The organism is Coleofasciculaceae cyanobacterium, from assembly GCA_036703275.1.
Lineage (GTDB): Bacteria > Cyanobacteriota > Cyanobacteriia > Cyanobacteriales > Xenococcaceae > Waterburya.
Genome location: DATNPK010000108.1, coordinates 96694 through 116775, shown reverse-complemented (window position 1 = coordinate 116775; position 20082 = coordinate 96694). Strand labels below are relative to the sequence as shown.

Sequence of the window (20082 nt, the reverse complement as noted above, 5' to 3'; positions counted from 1 at the left end):
CATAAGACAAATGACTGACAATCTATATCATATGAATCCCCAAGAGCGATTTAGCGATCGCGCAATAGATTACGCTTTATATCGACCTAGTTATCCATCAGAAGCTATTGACGCGATTTTAAAGGGATTAAGCGCACCATCGCAGTTAATAGTTGCTGATATCGGGGCAAGAACTGGTATTTCTTCCCGTTTATTAGCAGATAGGGGAATTAAAGTAATTGCGATCGAGCCAAATGCAGCTATGAGACAAGCAGCAAAACCTGATTCATTAGTAAAATTTCAAGATGGTAATGCTGAGAATACTAAACTAGAAAATAATTCAGTCGACCTAGTCACCTGCTTTCAAGCTTTTCATTGGTTTAATCGCGAACCGACACTTAAAGAATTTGCTCGTATTTTGAAGCCAAAGGGAAGACTAGCAGCAGTCTGCAATAATCGCGCTCGTCAAGATGAATTTACCGCCGAGTATAGTCATTTTACCAAAACAGTTTCTAATAATCAGTCCGAGTTGCGTTACGCGAAAAGATTTCTCCGCGAAACTTTTCTATTTTCAACCGTTACTTTGCTAACTTTTCCCGCTCGACAAGTCTTAGATCGTCTTGGTTTAGTCGGGCGTGCCATGAGTACATCATACATACCCAAAAGAAAACCAAAGGAGCAATTTATCGGTCAACTATACAAACTATACGATAAATACCGCGATGGGCAAAGTTTAGTTTATTTTAATTCGCGCTTAATAACTATAAGTACTAATTATGTATAAACTATATGACTTTCTCCCTTCTGGCAATGGCTATAAAGTTCGCTTGTTATTAACACAATTACAAATTCCTTTTGAGTTAATTCAACTCAATATTCTCAAGCAAGAAACTCGTACCCCTGAATTTTTGGCTAAAAATCCTAATGGTAAAATTCCCTTGCTAGAAATTGCCTCGGATACATTTATTTCTGAATCGAACGCAATTTTATATCATCTTAGTCAAGGAACGAAGTACTTCCCCAAAGATAAATATCAACAAACTCAAATAATGCAGTGGCTATTTTTCGAGCAATATAGTCACGAACCAAATATTGCTACTCCTCGTTTTTGGATTACCGAACTCAAGCACGCCGATAAATATCGAGAACAGATCGAACAAAAGCGAAAATTGGGTTACAAAGCTTTAAATGTTATGGAACAGCATTTAAAAAAACATGATTTTTTTGTAGCAAATAAATACACTATTGCCGATATTGGTCTTTATGCTTATACCCATGTTGCAGAAGAAGGCGGATTTGATTTAAGTGACTTTTTGGCTATTAATTCTTGGTTTAAAAAAGTTAAATCTCAACCCAGACATATTTTAATTACAGATTCACAGTTAGGTAATTAAACCGAATGTAGTTTATTTATGATTATCGAGCCAGGGCGAATGCCTATTTAATAATAACTAAAAATATGCACGAAACTGATATGACCAAGGCTTTAATCCTGACGGTTAAAGATTGGTATTATTCTCAACCAGAACAACCAAAAATAGAAAAAATTTCTTTGATAGTTGGCGAATTTACCTGTGTCGAACCAGTTAGTTTGCAGTTTGCTTTTGAAGTTCAAACCCGCAATACCTTTTTAGAAGGAGTAGAACTAACTATTCGTGATATTGCTTTGATTGCTTTTTGTCATAGTTGCCAACAAGAATATAAACCCCAAATTGGACTGCAATACAGTTGTCCTGATTGTAATTCACCTATGGAAGATATTCGCTCTGGTCGAGAACTAAAAATCGATCGCATTGAATATTCTTCTCTAGATACCTGCAAGGGCAGTTCGCGCACCGCCCTTACGGATAAATGATTAATAAATACTATTAACCAAAAACAATGCACCAAACATTCGACGCTGCAATTGAACTCAATCTACTTCATGCCAACCAAGCAGGCGCAGACCATAATCGCCAGCATTTCGATCGCTGGGGGATTACCTGTCTCAATATTATGAGCAGTCCTGGGGCGGGAAAAACTGTTCTTCTCGAACAAACTTTAAAAACTTTAAAAGCTAAATTCAAAATGGTCGTAATTGAAGGAGATATGACTACCGAACTAGATGCCGATCGCCTTCGTCAATATGACGTTCCCGTAATTGCGATTAATACGGGGCGTTCTTGCCATTTGGATTCCAAGATGGTTGCAGGAGGCATCCATACTTTAGAACATCAATACAATCCAAGCGATTTCGATTTAGCTTTGGTGGAAAACGTCGGTAACTTAGTTTGTCCCGCCGAATTTGAAGTAGGAGAACATGCCAAGGTTGCTCTACTCAGCGTCACTGAAGGAGAAGACAAACCTTTGAAGTATCCTGTAATGTTCCAAGAGGCAGATTGCTTATTGATTACCAAAACCGATTTAGCACCATATTTAGATGTTGACCTGAATCGCATTGCTGCTAATGTACGACAAATCAATCCCAAGGTAACGATCATTTATCTCTCAGGGAAAACAGGAGAAGGTCTAGAACAGTGGTTTGATTGGGTAAAGAATATCGTTCAACGCCATCAAACTAAACAATTAACCAGACAAAATTAAAGCAAAAAAAGAGCGATTGGTAATTCTTGGCAGGACTCCTATCGCTCTAGTTGAAAAAAGTTATATGGTCAAAATTGACCAGGAGTCATTATGACAGAAAAATTAATGTTCTGGGGAATTATCCTGTTTTTAGTCGCTACTCTAGCGATTGGAATGTGGGCAGCTAAACAAGTTAAGGGAGATAGCGAAAACTATTTAATTGCTGGACGAGGATTGGTATTACCTTTAGCAGCAGCAACCTTAATGGCACAGTCGGTAGACTCTAACGCTACTTTGGGTAATACAGATTTAGCAGCCGAGTTCGGTTTTTGGGCTGGTGCATCTTTACCAATTGGATTAGCACTGTGCTTATTTTTAACCGCTCTATTTTTTGCTAAACCGATGAACCGCATGGGTTTAATTACCCTGCCAGATTTTTATCGAGTTAAATACAATCGCCAAACCGAAGTAGTGGCATCTTGTTTAATGGTGTTAAGCTTTTCCTTTCTGCTGGCTGGTAACTTAGTGGCGGGAGGATACTTATTTGAAGCCTTTTTAGGCACAAGCTATACGGCTGGGGTAATGCTATTGGCAATTGTCGTCTTTATCTATACTGCTAGTGGCGGGCTATTTGCCGTGGCTTATACCGATGCGATCCAGGTGAGTATTGCTTTTATCGGTTCTTTAGCGTTATTAGCTTTTATGGCTTTTAACTTTGGTTTAGATATATCTGCCGATACTGGTCCTTTTGCTTTAGCACAATTAACCGATCCTGCTTCTGGTGCAGTGGTTAACTGGGCGACTTTACTAGCGTTGGGATTGGGAGATATTGTGGCGATCGATTTTATGGCGCGTATTTTTGCGGCTGAGAGTCCTGAAACCGCCCAAAAAGCTTGTTTAATCGGCTGTGCTGGCACGTTAATTATTGGGATTCCTTTCTCTTTAATTGCCCTCTCTGCACCCCAAATTCTGGCTGATGCAGGAATTACACCTGAAGGGCCAATTCTTTATGCTTTACTTGACGGTATTGTTCCTCCTTTATTAGGGTTTTTGGTAATTGTGGCAATTCTTTCCGCTTCTCTTTCTACTGCCGATGGTGCAATTCTGGGTACTTCTTCGGTGATTGCCCACAATATAATTGGTATTCGTTCCGACGACCATAATGTAGCAGGTGACAGACTATTATTGGTTACCCGCGTTATGGCTTTTGCGATTACGGCGTTGGGAGTCTTTTTTGCCTTGAAAATACCGCAAACTGGAGTTTTGCTATTATTAGCTTTCGATTTGGGATTTGCTGGTCTTTTAGTGCCTCTAGCTGGAGGTTTATTCTGGTCAAAAGCGACTTGGCAGGGTGCGCTATCCTGTATTATTTTTGGTTCTTTAACGCGACTAATATTATTTGTGTTAATGCCGATTACATTTGGCATCGACAATACGTTACTGTATATTCCTAACGGTATTTTTACGGCGGATTTTGATGGTTTCCCGACTTTGATTAGTCCTTTAGTAGGATTAGCCGCATTTATTATTGTTTCTAATCTGACAGGAGGAAGCAAAGCGACAAGAGAGCGTTTGCGTTCTGAAGCGAGAAAAACGCAAATATATCGTCGTTAAAAATTAGCAATCGCCGATTAAATATTTTACCTCTGGTGAGCGATCGCTTTGGTAGGGAAATAAATTTTTACTTTAGATTCAGTAGCTCGATTGGACGAGCAGTCTTGATTACAGGATAATCTTGGGGATATTTTTGATACATATATTGTTCGTATTCGTACCAGTGCCTTTCTCCTTTTTCGCGGTTACAGACACGACAAATAACCCAAAGATTTGACCATTCTAAAGATAACCAAGGATATTGCGATCGCGGTAATTTATGATCGATAGTTTTACCTTTGCGATCGCCATATTTTTCGCTACAAATTGGGCAATACCAGTCAGAATGTTCTTTTACCCAAGCTCTGCTTTCGGCAGTAGTGCCACATTCAAAATCGCCATTTATATATCGCCAGCGATCGTATTTTAGATAATCATTTAAGTCTTGGGTTGTTAGTCGATGATATCTGCGACTACCAATTGTATCGGCTAATTTAAAAAGTTCGCTTAATTCTTTATTTTCTAAATCCATGATTAATTAATATAAATTCATTTACTATAGTCAATTATTTCTAGCTTTCGATCGGGGTACTGACTGTCGATAATATCAGCAATTTCATCTAATTCTTGAGCAATTCTTTGATTACGCTGGTTAATTTCTTGGCTATTGAAATATTTATTACCAATACGGTCAGCCTCGATAAATAATTCTTCCAGACTCAAGCTTTTAATTATTTCTTGTTCTTGAAATTCTCTAATTTTATTAAATAGCCTAATCACATTAGTCCAGCCAAGATTACGATACTTATGCGCCTTAAGCCAAGTTTGATTTTCTTTAGTTAATTGCTGGCGATCGCGAGAGTTTTTACGCTGAACTTTGCGGTAATTCATGCCTCGAAAAGTTTTTGCTGATGATGTTTTACTGCTCATTATTGATTAACCTAAAGTAGATTTTAGTAAGTTCATCAAGCGTTGTCTAATTTCCAATATATTATTAAGTTTAAAAATATCTTTAATTTGTACAGTTAATTTAAATCTAATTTCATCAACTATATTTTTAAGATTTTTATTGTCTTTTTTTAGAACTTCATTGGCTTCGACTAGGTTACTTATTTTACCTTTGAGTTCCTTAACTTGCTTTTCTAGTTCTGCTGAATTTTCGCCATTGCTGCTGCCTATTTTTAGAGTAAGTTCTTCTATCTGCACAATATATGACTGAATTTGATTATTGCGCTTAGTGACCATAGCTTTTTGGGCGCGCTGAAGATTTTGACGATTGGATAATTCCGCGCCAGCAAACTGCGATGCAGCACGACGAACAAACAATTCATCAATATCTATATTAGTTTTAAAATTAATTGATTCTAAAGCTCTTTGAGCATCGGCTTTCGTCCAACCTTCATGATTAAGTAATTCAATCGCCTTTTTTTTATTCACGGCTAAATCTCAAAATTAGTGAGGATTGGTCTAATTTTAAGTATGTTTTATCAATTAAAAAGCGATCGCGATCGTCAAGCAGCAAAATAAGTAAAAGCGATCGCTTATTGAACCAAATTTTACACCCATTCGTCCCCCAAATCGTAATAGCTAATAAGCTAATAGCTGATAGCTAAAAATTGTTGAATCTCAACGAAGTAATTCACATCAGGCATTATTTATAATAAGTTACACCACGATATTTTAGTTTAGTTTTCTGCTTTGATTTTGAAGACTTGGCTTTTTCCATTGCCAAAGTCAAATCCCAAGCGCGATCTAGTTTTTCTACATCGTCTGCAAACCAACAACTTTCGATGAATTTCCTTTTATGAGCGTACCAAAATGTAATTGGATCGAAAACTGGTTTTGATTCAGACTGGCGAAATAGCTGTTTGATGTAGTTTAACCAAGGAAATTTAGGCTTAATTCTGACTTTGAGAGAATTTCCCCGATAAATAATCTCTTGGTTCTGTATTGCTACTACTGAGTTTGAAGAATTGTGATTTTCTTCTTGATATTGGACTCCTCGATAAGTTAGCTTCATTGCTTTCACCTCTGTTACTGTGCCGTTATGAGGTGCGTTCCTTCAGGATGCTTGAATTATTCCTTACTTCCGTCTTTCCTTAAACGACAGAAAAGATGAACGATTTAGTAATTCTATTTTTATGATAATCAATATAATTACCGATTGAATAGGTAGGGTAATTACGATTGGTTTTAATGCTGTATAAGGGTTTGAGTTAAAAAATGAACGTTAAAATAAGCTTATACCTGGGACAATCTCATCTTGATTAAAATATCCGCCACGTAACTAAAATTTTGTTATTTAGCTCAAAGTATTAAAATTAAATAATTATAAATTTGGCAAGTAGCCATGCTATTGAAACACCATAATCATTCTGCGATTAAAGCAGTTATATTAACCAGTTTATTATCTTTATTAGCTAGCTGTAGTAATAGTGCAGCCATTGAAAGTTTAGTCAGTGCCGATCCTCTATTGAAAGAGGCCAAGATTGGACAAATAAATACGACTAAACCACAACGATCTCAAGATTCAGCTAACAAAGCAGTAGGAAATGATGCCAACGGCAGTGATATTGCATCAGAGCAAAAAATAGTCGCTCAAGAAACTCAAGCTGACGATCTACCATTCAATTTTCCTGACTCTTTTCCCGTTTATCCTCAAGCTGAGTTACAAGAGATGAAGTCAGAAGCCGACAATTCAGGAATGCTAGTTTGGAACACGACTGACACCCGCAAGGCTGTCGCGGATTATTATCAGACAGAATTATTAGCCAACGACTGGAAAATAATTCAACCGTTTATGATTAATCCCCAGCAAAAAATAGCCAGAGCGATCGCCATTAAAGACGATCTTAGAGCCGAACTTACTCTTTTGCAATCAACTGCCGATTCTGAATCGGACAGCACCAAAACACAGCTGGAGGTGATTTATCATCCCCAATCGCAAGACATCCCTAAGTCGGCTATCTCTCAGGCGAGCAATGCTGCTGAAAATAGCGAGCAACCTAAAAATAATCAGGCTAAAGCTCAACCTAAAGCTACTCAGCAGAATGATAATAACTATTTTGATTCATCTAATGCTGCTGATTTTACTGATTTAAATGAAGTCTCAGAACAATTGCAGCAACCTTTAGAATCAGTTGCCGCCTTGGGAATTTTGACTCCTTATACTGGTGAGGCTAACGTTGAGCTGTCGAAATTTGCTCCCAATGAAATAATTACTCGCGGAGAATATGCGCGTTGGCTAATTACGGCTAACAATCGGTACTATAGCGATAATCCAGGTAAGAAAATTTACGTTGCGACTAAAACTAATCAGCCAGCCTTTCAAGATGTCAAAGCAAACGATCCAGACTTTGCAGCAATCCAAAGTTTAGCCGAGGCAGGATTGATCCCTTCTCGATTAACCGAAGACAATACTAACCTGCTTTTTAGACCAGATGCACCTTTAATTAGAGAAGATTTAGTTACCTGGAAAGTACCATTAGATACGCGCCAGTCTCTTCCGAAGGCATCTATTGAAGCTGTAGAAGAAAGTTGGGGATTTCAAGATGTAGAAAATATTGATTCTTCTGCCGTTAGAGCCTTATATGCAGATTTTCAAAATGGCGATCGCTCAAATATCAGGCGTATTTTTGGCTATACTACTCTTTTTCAACCCAAAAAACCCGTAACTAGAGCAGAAGCTGCGGCTTCACTATGGTATTTTGGCTTTCAGGGAGATGGAATTACGGCGCGAGAAGTTCTCGAATCTGAAACAGCATCAAATAGTTAGGCGCAAGTCAGTGCTTTGCCCAGACAGAAATTTTGCTTTCACTCTCTTAAATTGATTGACCAAAGTTCTGGATTGATTTATTTTGGGAAAAATTTTAAGTTTATTTAGTGATTAGTAAATTATTGTCTACCGCAGTCAAGCTTTATTTGCGATCGCAAGTTGAGCGCGTAGAAGATTTGCAGGTGAAAATTCTAGGCAAAAATAAGCAAATTCTTCAGGGATATATTCCGCAAATTTTTCTTAGCTGTAGTCGTGCTGTCTATAAAGGGCTTTATATGCGTCAAATTGAACTCAATGGTTCAGATATTGCCTTTAATTTGTCAGAGGTGATGATCAAGCAACCTTTGAAACTCCTTGAACCAGTTGTGGTCGAGATTCAGCTTAGACTGGATGCTCAAGATTTACCAGCTTCTTTAGATTCTCCGCTATTGCAAAGCGGGTTGGATGACTTATGGCAAATGTTCTTAGCACCACAGCAAATTAATAATTCTTCAACAGAATTAAGCGATCTGGCAATTGAATGGTGCAGTATTGCGATCGCTAATCAAAGTTTAAACTTCACAGGTACGTATCAAGATGCTTCAGGAGAAACTAGGGAACTTTGTTTGTCTACAGGAATAAGTTTGGCAGACAGTCATACCCTGTGCCTATCTCCATTGAAAATTAATCATCAATCTGTTGCTAATGAACTCAAAATCGATCTAGGAATAGATGTCGCGATCGCACAACTAATTATTGAATCTGAGCAAATAATCTGTTCGGGAGTAATTAAAATTCATTAGGATCGCTGTAGGCAGGATTGGTAATAAATTCCTCATCCGTTAGACTCTGCAAAAACGCAATTAAATCATCTATTTCTGTATCGGTAATTTTAAACCCCTTAACGAACCCGCTTTTATAAGGATTGGCACTACCTACTCCTGTCCATTCTCCTGCGGTGATAGTTCTACCTCCAGCCTGATAGTGAGCGATCGCATTCTGTAAAGTAGCCACGCTACCATCGTGCATATAGGGTGCAGTCAAAGCAATGTTACGCAGGCTAGGAGCTTTAAATCGCCCCATGTCCTTGGCTTTTTGGGTAAATTCCTTAATTCCCGTATTTTGTGGCGGATAACTACCCTCGCCATCGATATTATATAAACCAGTGTTGTGAAATGCGATCTCGGTAAATGCTAGATTTTCATGCTTGACTGAATCGCTAAAGTTGATTCCTCCATGACAGTGAAAACATTCCAAGCGTTCGCTATTAAATAGCTTTTCACCTCGTTTAGCAGCAGCCGAAATAGCGTTGGTTTCTCCCTGATAACGATAGCGATCGTAAGGAGAATTAAAGGATACGAGACTTCTTTGAAAGCTGGCGATCGCTTTGGTCAAATTACTTAGATTAACAGGCTGTTCTTCGGTGAATGCTCCACTAAACATATGACGATATTCAGGATCATTTTTTATCCATTGAATCATTTGCTGTTCTTTACCCACCATGCCCATCTCCAGCGGATGTTCGCCAAAAATTGGAATCAGTGCCTGATTTTCTAAGCTAGTGATTAGAGGATTAGCCCATGTCAACACAGGGCTATAAGCGACATTTGCCAAGCTCATCGAGTTCCGAGAATGCTGTTCGTTAGTTGAACCCAATGCTACTGGCTTACCATCGGTAAAGGCTAAAGACTGCTTGTGACAAGAAGCACAAGAATATTCCCCCGTAATCGATAGACGTGGTTCATAAAAAAGTTGTCTGCCTAATTCAACTTTCTCCGCAGTCATCGGATTGTTTTTAGGGACTATGGGTTTTGGTGTCCACTCTGGTAAATTCCAGTTATATTCAGTTGCTCTAGCTAAATGTCCGTCTGTTGCCATAGCTTGACTCATGCCGATTGATAGACAAATAGACACAACAAAAGCAACAAGCAGGTAAGATATGCGATCGCTCATTACGGATTTTTCAGCAGTTTTCATGCTTGATAGACTACGTTGTTGATTAACTAGCTATTAGCTATTAGCTTTTGAGATTAAACTTGTGTGTTCTACTCAACTGAAAACTACTCAACAAAGAAGAAATATTGCCCTGATTCTGCTGTGTTGTTAGAAGACAGATTGAGATTTTGCATGATTGGCATACAATCACTATCTTCAGGGGAAGACATACAGCCAGTAGGCGTATCAGCCTGGTTAGTAGTCAAGTCGCTTTGGGCTAAAAGCTCGGCTAAATCGGCAATAACCACATTATCTTCAGGATTAAAATCTTCCAACACCACGCTAACGCGATTGGAATTAGCACAGCCGAACAAATCGCTTTGGGCTGAATCTGAACATCCAGTACTACCTAAATGAATTGAGTAAGCATTACTGCCTGCATCTTGATGAGTAGTACTGCTGGTTTGTTGATGAGTACCCTGTCCATTCTTGAAAATACTAGTTTGGTTGCTAGTTTGAGTCGTAGTCTGGCTTCCCCGTTCGCTGCTGGTGTTAGTAGTTTGCTCATTTATTTGCACATTATCCTCACCAGCTTGACTTTGAGTAGTTTGACTGTGGCTGGTTTGTGATACATTAGCAATCGCCTGTTCGGTTTCTAAGTCTACCCGCAAAAACTTATAACCCCCCTGCCAATTCCACCACATCGAAGTCAGGTTGAGGGGAGAAGGTGCGATCGCCGCATCTTCATGGTTGAGTTGTTCTGGTACGCCCATAGTAAACTGGAGGCTTTGATAGTTACCTTCGGGTACTGTGCCGACTACCATCGTTCTCATTTCTGCTGTACCGTTATCACAGGCACTAGTTCCATCTTCAAAGTCTAGTAGAGCCACCTTTTCATGTTGCCATTTGCCGTCTTGTTCTAGTTCGAGGGGAACAGCGTTACCATCTTCATCAATTAAAGCGACATTGGATACATAGAAGCGGAAGTCAGTGGGAGTGATTGTCGACTCAGCAGTACCTATGTTCTCATAGCTCTCGCCACAGGAAAATTCGCGATCGCCCACCCAGGCTTCAAAGTTAATTGCCACGTCTTGAGTATTAGTTTGAGCCTGGACATGACCGTAAGCACTAAAGGCAATGCCTATGGCTAGTAATAAAGATTTTCGCTTAAATGCTAAAAACATCGATTTAAAAAAAATTAATAGTGACTAGTTTTGCAACTAATACAATAATAATTTTTTATAGTATCGAAAAACCTCTGCCCCTGTCCAAAGACAGACTGTAAAACTTAATTTAATTTATATTCGATGTCATAATGAAAGGCGATCGCCACATAGTTTAAGACAATCTTTAAGGCAATTTAAGCTACTGCGATTTAGATTCTTAAAGATTTACTGCCAATCCATGAGGTTAAAAGCTATACTCTAATTTTTTCAGGATAATCAGCATAATATTGAGCAATGCTATATGTTTAAAAGAATTGCTTCTGATGTTCTTGGTCTAAGTGATATTGGAATTATTGTCAAACCAGAAGATTTTGACAAGGTAGAATCTGACGATTTTATTTTGCAAGAAGAGAAAGAAAAAATCTTTTTTTTAATTAAATCTAAGACAGACGAGTACTGCTTTACCAATAGGGCTTTAATTCATATTGACGGAACATCCGCCGTGAGTAAAAAGCAAACTTTAAAACGTTTAAACTACGGTAAATATGCCATCCAAAATGTAGTTTTGCAAACCGCAGAAACTATCAATCTTGACGTTCAAATTAAGTTTACCATCGGCTCTTATCAATATGTTATTGATATTCATAAAAAATATCTCGAGGAATTAAAAGATTTGTATAAAGCTTTAATTAAAATCAGCTCTATATAAGAAACTAATATTGACTACCTTCAATACGCTCAAAACAGTTGAGATATAGCTTCAAAATCGGTTAATCGTTCCTCTACTTCTCAAACTATCGAACAAGAATTTAAACCGATCGATAAGTATGCTTTTGAATGGTTAACGCGTTTTCATCCAACCTATAAAATCACAGATTTTACCTCTACCTTTGAGACATTTACCAAATAATTAGCAACTGGAAAAAACTTATATTTTTAATTGCTTAAAAATCAACTGTATAAATCCAATTCTGGTATTTTGGCTCTTGATTTTTAGTAATTGCCGTTAGTTTATGCTTGATTTTTTCGGTAATTGGTCTATCGGTAGATAAATCATAGTTTTCTATTTTTTTAACGGGAGTTACTTTGGCTGCTGTTCCGCTTAAAAATACTTCTTCAGCAATAAATAATTCGGTTTTATCGATCGCTCTTTCTACAGTTTCGATACCCAAGTCTTTAGCAATAGTTAAGATGCTGTCTCTAGTAATTCCTTCTAAAATGTCTTGATTAAACCCAGGCGTAATTAATTGATTGTTTCTGACGATAAAAATATTCATGCCTGAAGCTTCACAAACTTTACCTTGAGAATTCATCAGAATTGCTTCATCAAAACCAGATTCAACTGCTTCGGTTTTAGCTAAAGAAGAGGTAATATATGCCCCGCTAATTTTACCGCGTAGGGGCAAACTGCGGTCTTCTTGGCGATACCAAGAACTGATGCGACAGCTAATACCGTCGGGGGGCAAGTAATCGCCCAACTCTAAACCATAAATCAAAAAGTCTTTTTCGATTTTATGCAGTCGCGGAGCAATACCTAAATCTGAAGTATAGACGAAAGGTCGAATATAAAAAGATTTATCAGGTTTATTTTTCTTAACAAAATCAATAATTATTTGCTGTATTTTGTCCGCAGGTAAATCGTAATTAAGCAGCTTGGCACTGTCGCTTAAACGAGTACAATGACGATCCAATCTAAATAATAAGACTCGCTCGGGGTTTTCTGGATCGGGAATACCTCTCATTCCACCAAAAGCGCCAGTTCCGTAATGTAGCGCATGAGTGGCAATAGATATATTTGCCTGTTCAAAAGGAACAAATTTGTTTTGAAAATAGGCTGTTTCTAAAAAATTGTGCATAAGCATTGATTATCCCGATCCTACTTGACGGGGCTGACTACTTTTTAACTTTTGTATTTAACTTTTGTCTGGGCAAGAGACTGCCTTGCCTCTAACCAATTCACGTTTATTATCTTTAAGCTATTTCCCAAGCCATCCTGTCAGATTCTGTTGCTGAATTGGGGATAAATTATCTTTAACCGTTAATTCGTACTGGTTAGATTGAGATTTAGCTAGGATAACAGGTAAAGTTTTTAATTCATCTTGATGAAACACCGTAACCTCAATAGTATCTTTTACCTGATAGTCTTTTAACCTTTCGTTTAAAGACTTCGCATCAACCTTGATACCATCAATAGCTAGTAGCTCATCGAGGGCATCAATTCCCCCTAATGCTGCGGGAGATTCGGCAGCGACAAATTGGATCACTTCCCGATTATTTTGTGACTGTACTTTAATTCCTAAGTAAGGAATATCTGATTCAGCAACAGTTTTCAAGTATAAGCCAAAGGGGTCCAAATAGTCATTAAAGGGTAATTCTTCGGTAGTTTCGATGTAGCGAGCGAAGAAATCATTTAAATCTGCTTCGGCAACCTCGGCAATGACGTTCCTTAACTGTGTTTCGCTAAAGCCAATTTCTTTTTGTCCAAAACGTGACCACATCAATCGCATTACATCGTCAAGCGATCGCTTATTATTATGTTTAGCTCTAATTAAAAGATCGAGCAGCAGGGAAACTAACTGTCCTTTGAGATAATAGGAAATCTGATCGTTATCGCTGTTAGCATGACGACGATAGAGTTTAATCCAGGCATCATAGCTAGATTCGCCCAAAGGCTGTACGGTACGTCCAATAGTATTAAGATATTTAGTTATATCTTTGCTTAACTTGCTCAGACAGGTTGTGCGGTTATAAATTCCTGCCCGTAGCGGAATGATCAGATCGTAATAGCTGGTTGTCCCTTCACAAAACCACAAAGATGTGGTGTAGTTTTCAGCTTCGTAATCAAAAGTTTCTAAAGCTTTAGGTCGAATACGTTTGACGTTCCATAGATGGAAGAATTCGTGAGCTACTAACTGGATAAAGCGTTCATATTTTTCGCGATCGCCGAAACCAAATCGGGGATAATTTAAAGTACAGCAGTTCTTATGTTCTAAACCACCATAACCACTACCCGACAGGTGCAACAGAAATAGATACCGTTCATAGGGCAAGCCGCCAAACATCTCGGCTTCTACTTGAATTACTTTGGTCGTATCGGCAATTATTTGTTCGGGATTAGCATTACCTTTACTCCAAACCGCTAGAGCATGAGGCTTACCCAATACCTCAAAATCGTATACCTGCTGTGTACCGACTTCTACAGGAGTATCAACTAAAGTATCAAAATCTGAAGCCAGAAAAGTATTGGCTTCTCCTTGTACCTTAGGGAGGGCGGTAGTTACGTGCCAATCTGACTCGGGTGGAATGACTTCCACCTTAATTGGCTGCTGTTCTAATCCTGGAATAAAGAAAAATAGTGCTGCACCATTGAAATAACCATGAGTAGTATCTAAATGATTGGTGCGTACCGTTAAGTCATTAGCATAAATTCGATAGCTAACCTTTATTTTAGAAGCACCTGCTGTTGTTACTTGCCAGTAATTTTTCCCGAGCTTTTTACTCGACAAATTCTCACCATTATTATCCTGCGCCGAAAAATCTTGAAGATATCTAGCATATTCTCTAATTAAATAAGAACCAGGAGTCCACACTGGCATTTTTAAATCTAAAGTTGCTGACTGCCAATTATTGACCTGTAGCGTAACTTCAAACAGGTGGGAAGCAGGTTGAGACATAGCAACTTGGTAGAATATAGTCGCTGTCTTGTTGGTGGGTTTGGGCTGACGAATAGCAGTGGCTTCAGTCATTAAACTTTTAATGGGTAAACAAAATCAAATTAATACTTTAGACGCGAATTTATATTTTATCCATATCTAGCAGATTGCCTCAAATATAAGTTGGCTGAAATTTTAGTTGGTAATTATTAAAAATTTTCGTAATTAATCTCCATAGATTAAAATGCCATATAGTTAGAATTATTCAGGTAAGAGGCATTGAAATCTCTCAATTTTTTGACTAGCTCTCGTGGCGCAAGTCGCCAGTTTGGAGTGATTGGGTTAGGACGCTTTGGCAGAGCCGTCTGCACTTCCCTACACAAAATGGGCTATGAAGTTTTAGGGACAGATATTGACGAAAAATTAGTTACTCAGGTTTTATCTCAAAAAGTAGCTTCCCATGCGATTCAATTAGATTCAACCGATCCTGGAGCGCTTAAAGAAGCAGGTATCTTTGAAATGGATACGGTAATTGTGGCTATTGGCAACTATCTCCAAGAAAGTATTATTACTACTCTTAATGTTAAAGAGGCGGGAGTTGAACAGGTAATAGCCAAAGCTTCTTCGGAGATTCACGGCAAAGTATTGAAAAGAGTCGGGGCAGACCGAGTCGTCTTTCCTGAACATGAGGCTGGTTGCGCTTTGGCTAGTACTCTAACTCAGCCTGGATTTTTGGAGCGTTTTGAACTGGATACGGAAAACAGCATTGTCGAAATTTTAGTACCAGATTCTTTTCATGGTCAAACCCTGTCTCAATTAGATCTACGTAAACGGTTTGGTTTAAACGTTTTGGCGATTGGTAATGGCGATAAGTTTGTTACTAATCCTAGTCCTGGACAAGTACTTAAAAAAGGATTGATTATGGTAGTAATTGGCAGTAATAAAAATCTTCAGAAATTACCAATTTAAGCTGAATTTGCAGTTGTATACCATGGGGTAAAAGTAATTAAAGATTTAGTGGTGGACTGAGCCGTTTTAGATCTAGCTGTAGAAAAAAAGTCCCCGTCTATGACTAGCCCTAAAGGATTCCCGTGCATGGTATATCCGCAGGTGTATCCTAAAGGACACCTTCGGACGATGCCCTAAAGGACTAGCTTCGCGACGCGAAGCGGTATCCTTTCGTCCGTGATAGACACCTTCGGACGATGTCCTAAAGGACGACGCGGAGCTAGTGCTTTAGCATACCGCTTCGCATATGCTTTAGTATAAGCTTCTCGTCCGTCCTCCGCCTCGCACACATGAACGCAGATGAACATGGATGATTAATGGGCTTGCCAACTACACATTGTAGTATTATGATATTCATCTCTCTTATATTATTTAAAAGCTAAAAGCTAAAAGCTTAATAACTTTGTCAACTCGAGCGGCTTTAACTAGAGGCACTGGTATAGAAGCGTAGAGCAAACCGCCAGAAAAAGATGGAGAAAATAAATAAAATACCTGCTAGGATAGCAGCACCAATACTCCAGGTTAGTTCACTACGGTCAAGCATTGCCTGGGCGGGAACGGTAGTTAAGAAAGCTACAGGTACAACGAAAGTGAAAAAGAAGCGATAAACAGCGGGATAAGCAACCATGGGATAACGCCCTGCTTCTAAAAATCCTCGCAAAACTTCGGTAACGTTATAAACTTTGACAAACCAAATGCTGGTTGCGCCCAAGATAAACCAAAGGCTATAAAGAATAACAATACCAAAACTCAAGGGAATTAAACTAGCTAAATAGTTATACCAAGCCAAACCTAAACTATTGCCTGCATAGATTATTAAAATTGTGCCAAATAGCAAATCGGGTAAACCCCAAGGGGAAATGGTTTTAGTCGAAAGCCAAAACTGACTGCTAATCGGTTTGAGCAACACAAAGTCTAATGTTCCCTGTTCGACTTGCGTGACAATACTGTTAAGGTTGGGCACTAGAAAAGTAGCGGAGAATCCTTGTAATAGGGTAAATAAACCCAAAACAATCGTGGCTTCTTCCCAACTCCAGCCCTCAAAAGTATAGCCAGTACGGTAAAACAAAAATAGCCCAAACAGACTACCGACTAAATTCGCAATGCTCGTAACGGTGGCTATGACAAAATTGAGACGATACTCTAATTCTGCGGCGATCGCCGTAGACCAAAATAAACGTAAAATTTTAAAGTGACGCTGCATATTATTATTCAACTGTTACATCTTGCAAGTGAATAGTGAATATTGTGGCTAGTCTGTCTAGATGAAATTATAATCTGGTTCATAAAGTTCTCTACCAAAACCACACTTAAAGAGTACGCTTGGCGATCGCCATATAATAAATTTAATTAAACAAGTTTTTAATCTAAGATGCCTCAAGAACTTACACCGACATAAAAATTAACCCAGAGCGAAAAATTATTAGAATCAGCTATCAAACTCAGCCATCGTACTACGGCAAAAAACGATGCCACTAATTAAACAGTCGATCGTATTAGTCAAAAAGTCGAAGCTAACGCTGATGCGATCGCTACTCAAGATATTAATCTAGATCGCCTTACGCAAAATATAGATCGAGCTACCGAAATCTTTAATGGGTGTGATGCGTACAATGCAAACTGACATTAAGACAATGCAAAGCGAAATCAAAGGTTTACAGCTAGAGAATCGTCGTATATTTACTTTAGTATCGAGCAATACCGATTGTCAGCTAAATAACTGGTGATTTCGCTCCGCATACTAGCTTGCCAATCGCAATGAAATAGGTACGATAGAGGTAAAGACCTTAAATTTAATTAAATTCCCAACTATGAAGGAGCGATCGCCTAGGTCAGATGAACAAGCGATCGCACTTCCATAACAGCCAAACTAGAAGCCAAAAAAAGTTAGAATCATCCTCGCCAGAGTTAAATTACCCCACAATAATTTGCGCCAAAAAGCTTTACGCTAAATCGTCATCACTTTGCCATTGACTTGACATATCTGATTGCTAATCTAAAGCATATCGAGATTTTTACTATTGACTCATGAAAACATTTTTAGATTCACATATATCTTTATCTAGCATTTTAGAGTTGGGAAAAATAGAGAAAAGTGATCCGAATGCAACTCATGTAGTGGGAGTTTTCTCCCATCATCGAGATGTCAAAGTAGCCTTAGAAGAGTTGAGAGATGAAGGTTTTCCTACTAACCTAGTTACCCTAATTGCTCGAAATTGCCAACGTTATTCTTGGTTGCCTGAAGTAACTACTATTAGCTACTTTAATCAAGAAATATTTAGTTTTAATCAAGTTGCTCAAAACTTTTTCCAGCGACTATTTAGCCGAGGAAAATACTTGGTACTAGTTCGAGTAAATGAACAAGATGTTAATTCTGCTGGTTCAATTATGGGTCGTCGTCGGGGTCATGCAGAAATTTGGCATTGCGAATAACTATTGATCTATATTTTTATTCAAAAATTGTTTTTAAACCAGCCTAATCGCCAGAAGTAAGTAATTAAAAAAAGAGCGATCGCCAACATAACCGACAAACACAGAGGATACCCCCAATACCAGTCTAACTCTGGCATATTCCAGGGAGAAACTTCGGTGTTAAAGTTCATGCCATAAACTCCTGCTACGAAGGTTAGAGGGATAAATATGGTGGAAATTACCGCTAGCAGTTTCATCACCTCGTTCATTTTGTTGCTAACCGCCGACAGGTAGACATCCATTAATCCCGATGACAGTTCTCGATAGATTTCGATAGTATCGATGATTTGTACGGTGTGGTCGTAGCAGTCTTTAAAATAACGCAATACGTGTTCTTCGATCAGAGGATGACCATCTCTAATTAAAATATTTAGCACGTCTCGTTGTGGCCAAATAGCACGCCGTAAAGCCAGAAGTTCTCGCTTAATCTGGTGAATTTGGGCTAAAGTTGTTCTTGTAGGCCGTCCTAAGACTAGTTCTTCTAATTCCTCAATTCTTTCACCATAGACTTCCAATACGGGAAAATAACTATCAATAATGGTGTCCCAAAGAGCGTAAGTTAGATAATCAGCTTTTTGGTGACGAATGATTCCTTTACTCTTGCTCAAGCGATCGCGTACTGAAGTAAAACAGTCTTGTTCGGGTTCTTCCTGTACCGTCAGTAAATAATTTTCACCTAAAACAAAACTAACCTGTTCTAGCCAGACTCTTCTACCCTTGACTTCAAAATTAACCATTTGGGTAATTAAGACCAACTGGTTTTGATAGTCTTCTAGTTTTGGGCGTTGGGGAACATTGACTATATTTTCTAGTAATAAAGGGTGCAGATTAAATACTTGTGCCAGTTGTTCTAAGATCGGCTTGTCGCCCAAACCACCAACATCGACCCAAGAAACTGATTCTGTATCAAGATAAGCAACACATTCTTCTGGGGTTAAATTGGTCGCATACTTATGTTGATCTTGATTGTAGTCAATCACATTAATTTCAGGCGGTTTGGCCCGATCTGCAATCGAGATCGTTCCTGGCATACTACCTGGCTGATTGTAATGATAATTTAAGGAAATCTGCTGATAAGAGTCACTACCTCGAGCGATCGAGTCAGTATTGGCAATCATAGAAAGTCACAGTGAATTATGTACTATCTAATTTTCGCCTCACTTGATATTTTATAGTTATAAAAATAATGGCGTTGCTGAATCGAGATCTAAAAAATTAAATTTGTCAGCTTCTAGCTTTAAGCTGCTTTAAACATTATGATTACAAGTTTCGTACATTGAATTAGCAACGCCTAAATTAGACTTGCCATAATATTGATTGCCAAAGCCAAAATCAAAGTGTTAAAAAAAAAGCTTAGCACCTGATGCACTAAAGCCAGTCGTCTTAAAATGCGAGAGGCTATTTGAACATCAGCTACCTGGGAAGTCATGCCAATGCCCAAAGAGAAATAAATGAAATCTGCATAGTCGGGTAGTTTTTCGCCAGGAAACTCTAAAGGTTCTAGCTGCTGATGGTTATTTTGGTAATATAAGTGTGCGTAGTGTAAGGCAAACATTGTATGAATTAGCAACCAAGAAGCAAAAATAGTAAATAACGCTAGAATAATATGCAGAATTAATAATGGTTGAGAGTTTTTGCTACCGTTGAGCATAAAAACAATGGCTAATAAACTAGTACAGGCTGCTACCACAACTACAATTAGAATAATCCATCGGCTTTCATCTTGACGCTGTGCCTGAGAACGCATCTTTTCGGATGTAGCGCGACTCGTCATGAGGAAAACTGAAGCTAAAAAAACTATAACTCCCGCATTCCAAGCAATAATAATTCGAGTGTATAGCTGTAACCACTGGGGAGTTAAAATATAGATTAATACCGACCCGACGATCGCCACAAATAATCGGGGTTTGGTGTCGAGTTTAATCAATTGAGTACCATAAAAAGAAACCGCTAAATCATA

21 protein-coding genes and 1 riboswitch are annotated in these 20082 nt (G+C 38.5%); of the genes, 10 read left to right on the top strand and 11 right to left on the bottom strand.

Annotation, left to right across the window (positions count from 1 at the left end; translation table 11 throughout):
- Window positions 1-10 precede the first annotated feature (10 nt).
- The 5 genes from V6C71_24255 to V6C71_24235 all read left to right on the top strand — a co-directional run bounded on the left by V6C71_24255 (window position 11) and on the right by V6C71_24235 (window position 4155).
- A complete protein-coding gene (locus V6C71_24255) occupies window positions 11-763 on the top strand; it encodes a class I SAM-dependent methyltransferase (protein ID HEY9771569.1) in 753 nt (250 codons plus the stop codon).
- A complete protein-coding gene (locus tag V6C71_24250; GenBank protein HEY9771568.1) occupies window positions 756-1373 on the top strand; it encodes a glutathione S-transferase family protein in 618 nt (205 codons plus the stop codon). The genes V6C71_24255 and V6C71_24250 overlap by 8 nt, the downstream gene beginning before the upstream one ends.
- Window positions 1374-1438: 65 nt before the next feature.
- Complete coding sequence (gene hypA / locus V6C71_24245) at window positions 1439-1834, top strand: hydrogenase maturation nickel metallochaperone HypA (protein HEY9771567.1); 396 nt, start codon at window positions 1439-1441, stop codon at window positions 1832-1834.
- 26 nt (window positions 1835-1860) lie between these two features.
- A complete protein-coding gene (gene hypB, locus V6C71_24240) occupies window positions 1861-2562 on the top strand; it encodes a hydrogenase nickel incorporation protein HypB (GenBank protein HEY9771566.1) in 702 nt (233 codons plus the stop codon).
- 90 nt (window positions 2563-2652) lie between these two features.
- The gene (locus tag V6C71_24235) at window positions 2653-4155 is read left to right on the top strand and encodes a sodium:solute symporter family protein (protein ID HEY9771565.1); all 1503 of its coding nucleotides are present in this window, start codon (window positions 2653-2655) and stop codon (window positions 4153-4155) included.
- 67 nt (window positions 4156-4222) lie between these two features.
- Here the strand turns inward: V6C71_24235 and V6C71_24230 are convergent, their stop codons facing one another.
- The 4 genes from V6C71_24230 to V6C71_24215 form a co-directional block, all read right to left on the bottom strand.
- On the bottom strand, window positions 4223-4666 hold the full coding sequence (locus V6C71_24230) for an HNH endonuclease signature motif containing protein (GenBank protein HEY9771564.1): 444 nt from the start codon (window positions 4664-4666) through the stop codon (window positions 4223-4225).
- A gap of 17 nt (window positions 4667-4683) precedes the next feature.
- On the bottom strand, window positions 4684-5064 hold the full coding sequence (locus tag V6C71_24225; protein ID HEY9771563.1) for a hypothetical protein: 381 nt from the start codon (window positions 5062-5064) through the stop codon (window positions 4684-4686).
- 6 nt (window positions 5065-5070) lie between these two features.
- The gene (locus V6C71_24220) at window positions 5071-5571 is read right to left on the bottom strand and encodes a hypothetical protein (protein HEY9771562.1); all 501 of its coding nucleotides are present in this window, start codon (window positions 5569-5571) and stop codon (window positions 5071-5073) included.
- 214 nt (window positions 5572-5785) lie between these two features.
- Window positions 5786-6154, bottom strand: a complete 369-nt coding sequence (locus tag V6C71_24215) for a DUF4278 domain-containing protein (GenBank protein HEY9771561.1) — start codon at window positions 6152-6154, stop codon at window positions 5786-5788.
- Between the two features lie 31 nt (window positions 6155-6185).
- A riboswitch (Glutamine riboswitch) is annotated at window positions 6186-6258 on the bottom strand.
- Window positions 6259-6484: 226 nt separating this feature from the next.
- Between V6C71_24215 and V6C71_24210 the strand changes: the two genes are divergently transcribed.
- Window positions 6485-7909 (top strand): S-layer homology domain-containing protein, encoded by a 1425-nt coding sequence (locus V6C71_24210; protein HEY9771560.1) that lies wholly within the window; start codon window positions 6485-6487, stop codon window positions 7907-7909.
- 107 nt (window positions 7910-8016) lie between these two features.
- Window positions 8017-8691: a DUF2993 domain-containing protein gene (locus tag V6C71_24205; protein HEY9771559.1), complete on the top strand. Its 675-nt coding sequence runs from the start codon at window positions 8017-8019 to the stop codon at window positions 8689-8691.
- Here the strand turns inward: V6C71_24205 and V6C71_24200 are convergent.
- A complete protein-coding gene (locus V6C71_24200; GenBank protein ID HEY9771558.1) occupies window positions 8678-9865 on the bottom strand; it encodes an MbnH family di-heme enzyme in 1188 nt (395 codons plus the stop codon). The genes V6C71_24205 and V6C71_24200 overlap by 14 nt on opposite strands.
- Before the next feature lie 83 nt (window positions 9866-9948).
- A complete protein-coding gene (locus V6C71_24195; GenBank protein HEY9771557.1) occupies window positions 9949-11007 on the bottom strand; it encodes an MbnP family copper-binding protein in 1059 nt (352 codons plus the stop codon).
- Window positions 11008-11290: 283 nt separating this feature from the next.
- Here V6C71_24195 and V6C71_24190 point away from each other — a divergent pair, with 283 nt between their 5' ends.
- Window positions 11291-11698: a PH domain-containing protein gene (locus V6C71_24190; GenBank protein ID HEY9771556.1), complete on the top strand. Its 408-nt coding sequence runs from the start codon at window positions 11291-11293 to the stop codon at window positions 11696-11698.
- A gap of 235 nt (window positions 11699-11933) precedes the next feature.
- Here V6C71_24190 and V6C71_24185 read toward each other — a convergent pair whose 3' ends face one another.
- Both V6C71_24185 and V6C71_24180 read right to left on the bottom strand, forming a co-directional pair.
- The gene (locus V6C71_24185; protein HEY9771555.1) at window positions 11934-12845 is read right to left on the bottom strand and encodes a branched-chain amino acid transaminase; all 912 of its coding nucleotides are present in this window, start codon (window positions 12843-12845) and stop codon (window positions 11934-11936) included.
- A gap of 120 nt (window positions 12846-12965) precedes the next feature.
- Window positions 12966-14735: a M61 family metallopeptidase gene (locus V6C71_24180; protein HEY9771554.1), complete on the bottom strand. Its 1770-nt coding sequence runs from the start codon at window positions 14733-14735 to the stop codon at window positions 12966-12968.
- 186 nt (window positions 14736-14921) lie between these two features.
- Here V6C71_24180 and V6C71_24175 point away from each other — a divergent pair, with 186 nt between their 5' ends.
- The gene (locus V6C71_24175; GenBank protein HEY9771553.1) at window positions 14922-15611 is read left to right on the top strand and encodes a TrkA family potassium uptake protein; all 690 of its coding nucleotides are present in this window, start codon (window positions 14922-14924) and stop codon (window positions 15609-15611) included.
- A 460-nt stretch (window positions 15612-16071) separates the two neighbouring features.
- Here V6C71_24175 and V6C71_24170 read toward each other — a convergent pair whose 3' ends face one another.
- A complete protein-coding gene (locus V6C71_24170) occupies window positions 16072-16854 on the bottom strand; it encodes an ABC transporter permease (GenBank protein HEY9771552.1) in 783 nt (260 codons plus the stop codon).
- Window positions 16855-17678: 824 nt separating this feature from the next.
- Between V6C71_24170 and V6C71_24165 the strand changes: the two genes are divergently transcribed.
- Complete coding sequence (locus tag V6C71_24165) at window positions 17679-18083, top strand: hypothetical protein (GenBank protein HEY9771551.1); 405 nt, start codon at window positions 17679-17681, stop codon at window positions 18081-18083.
- A 20-nt stretch (window positions 18084-18103) separates the two neighbouring features.
- Here the strand turns inward: V6C71_24165 and corA are convergent, their stop codons facing one another.
- A complete protein-coding gene (corA, locus tag V6C71_24160) occupies window positions 18104-19240 on the bottom strand; it encodes a magnesium/cobalt transporter CorA (GenBank protein HEY9771550.1) in 1137 nt (378 codons plus the stop codon).
- A 173-nt stretch (window positions 19241-19413) separates the two neighbouring features.
- Window positions 19414-20049 (bottom strand): DUF1345 domain-containing protein, encoded by a 636-nt coding sequence (locus V6C71_24155; GenBank protein HEY9771549.1) that lies wholly within the window; start codon window positions 20047-20049, stop codon window positions 19414-19416.
- Window positions 20050-20082: the final 33 nt, after the last annotated feature.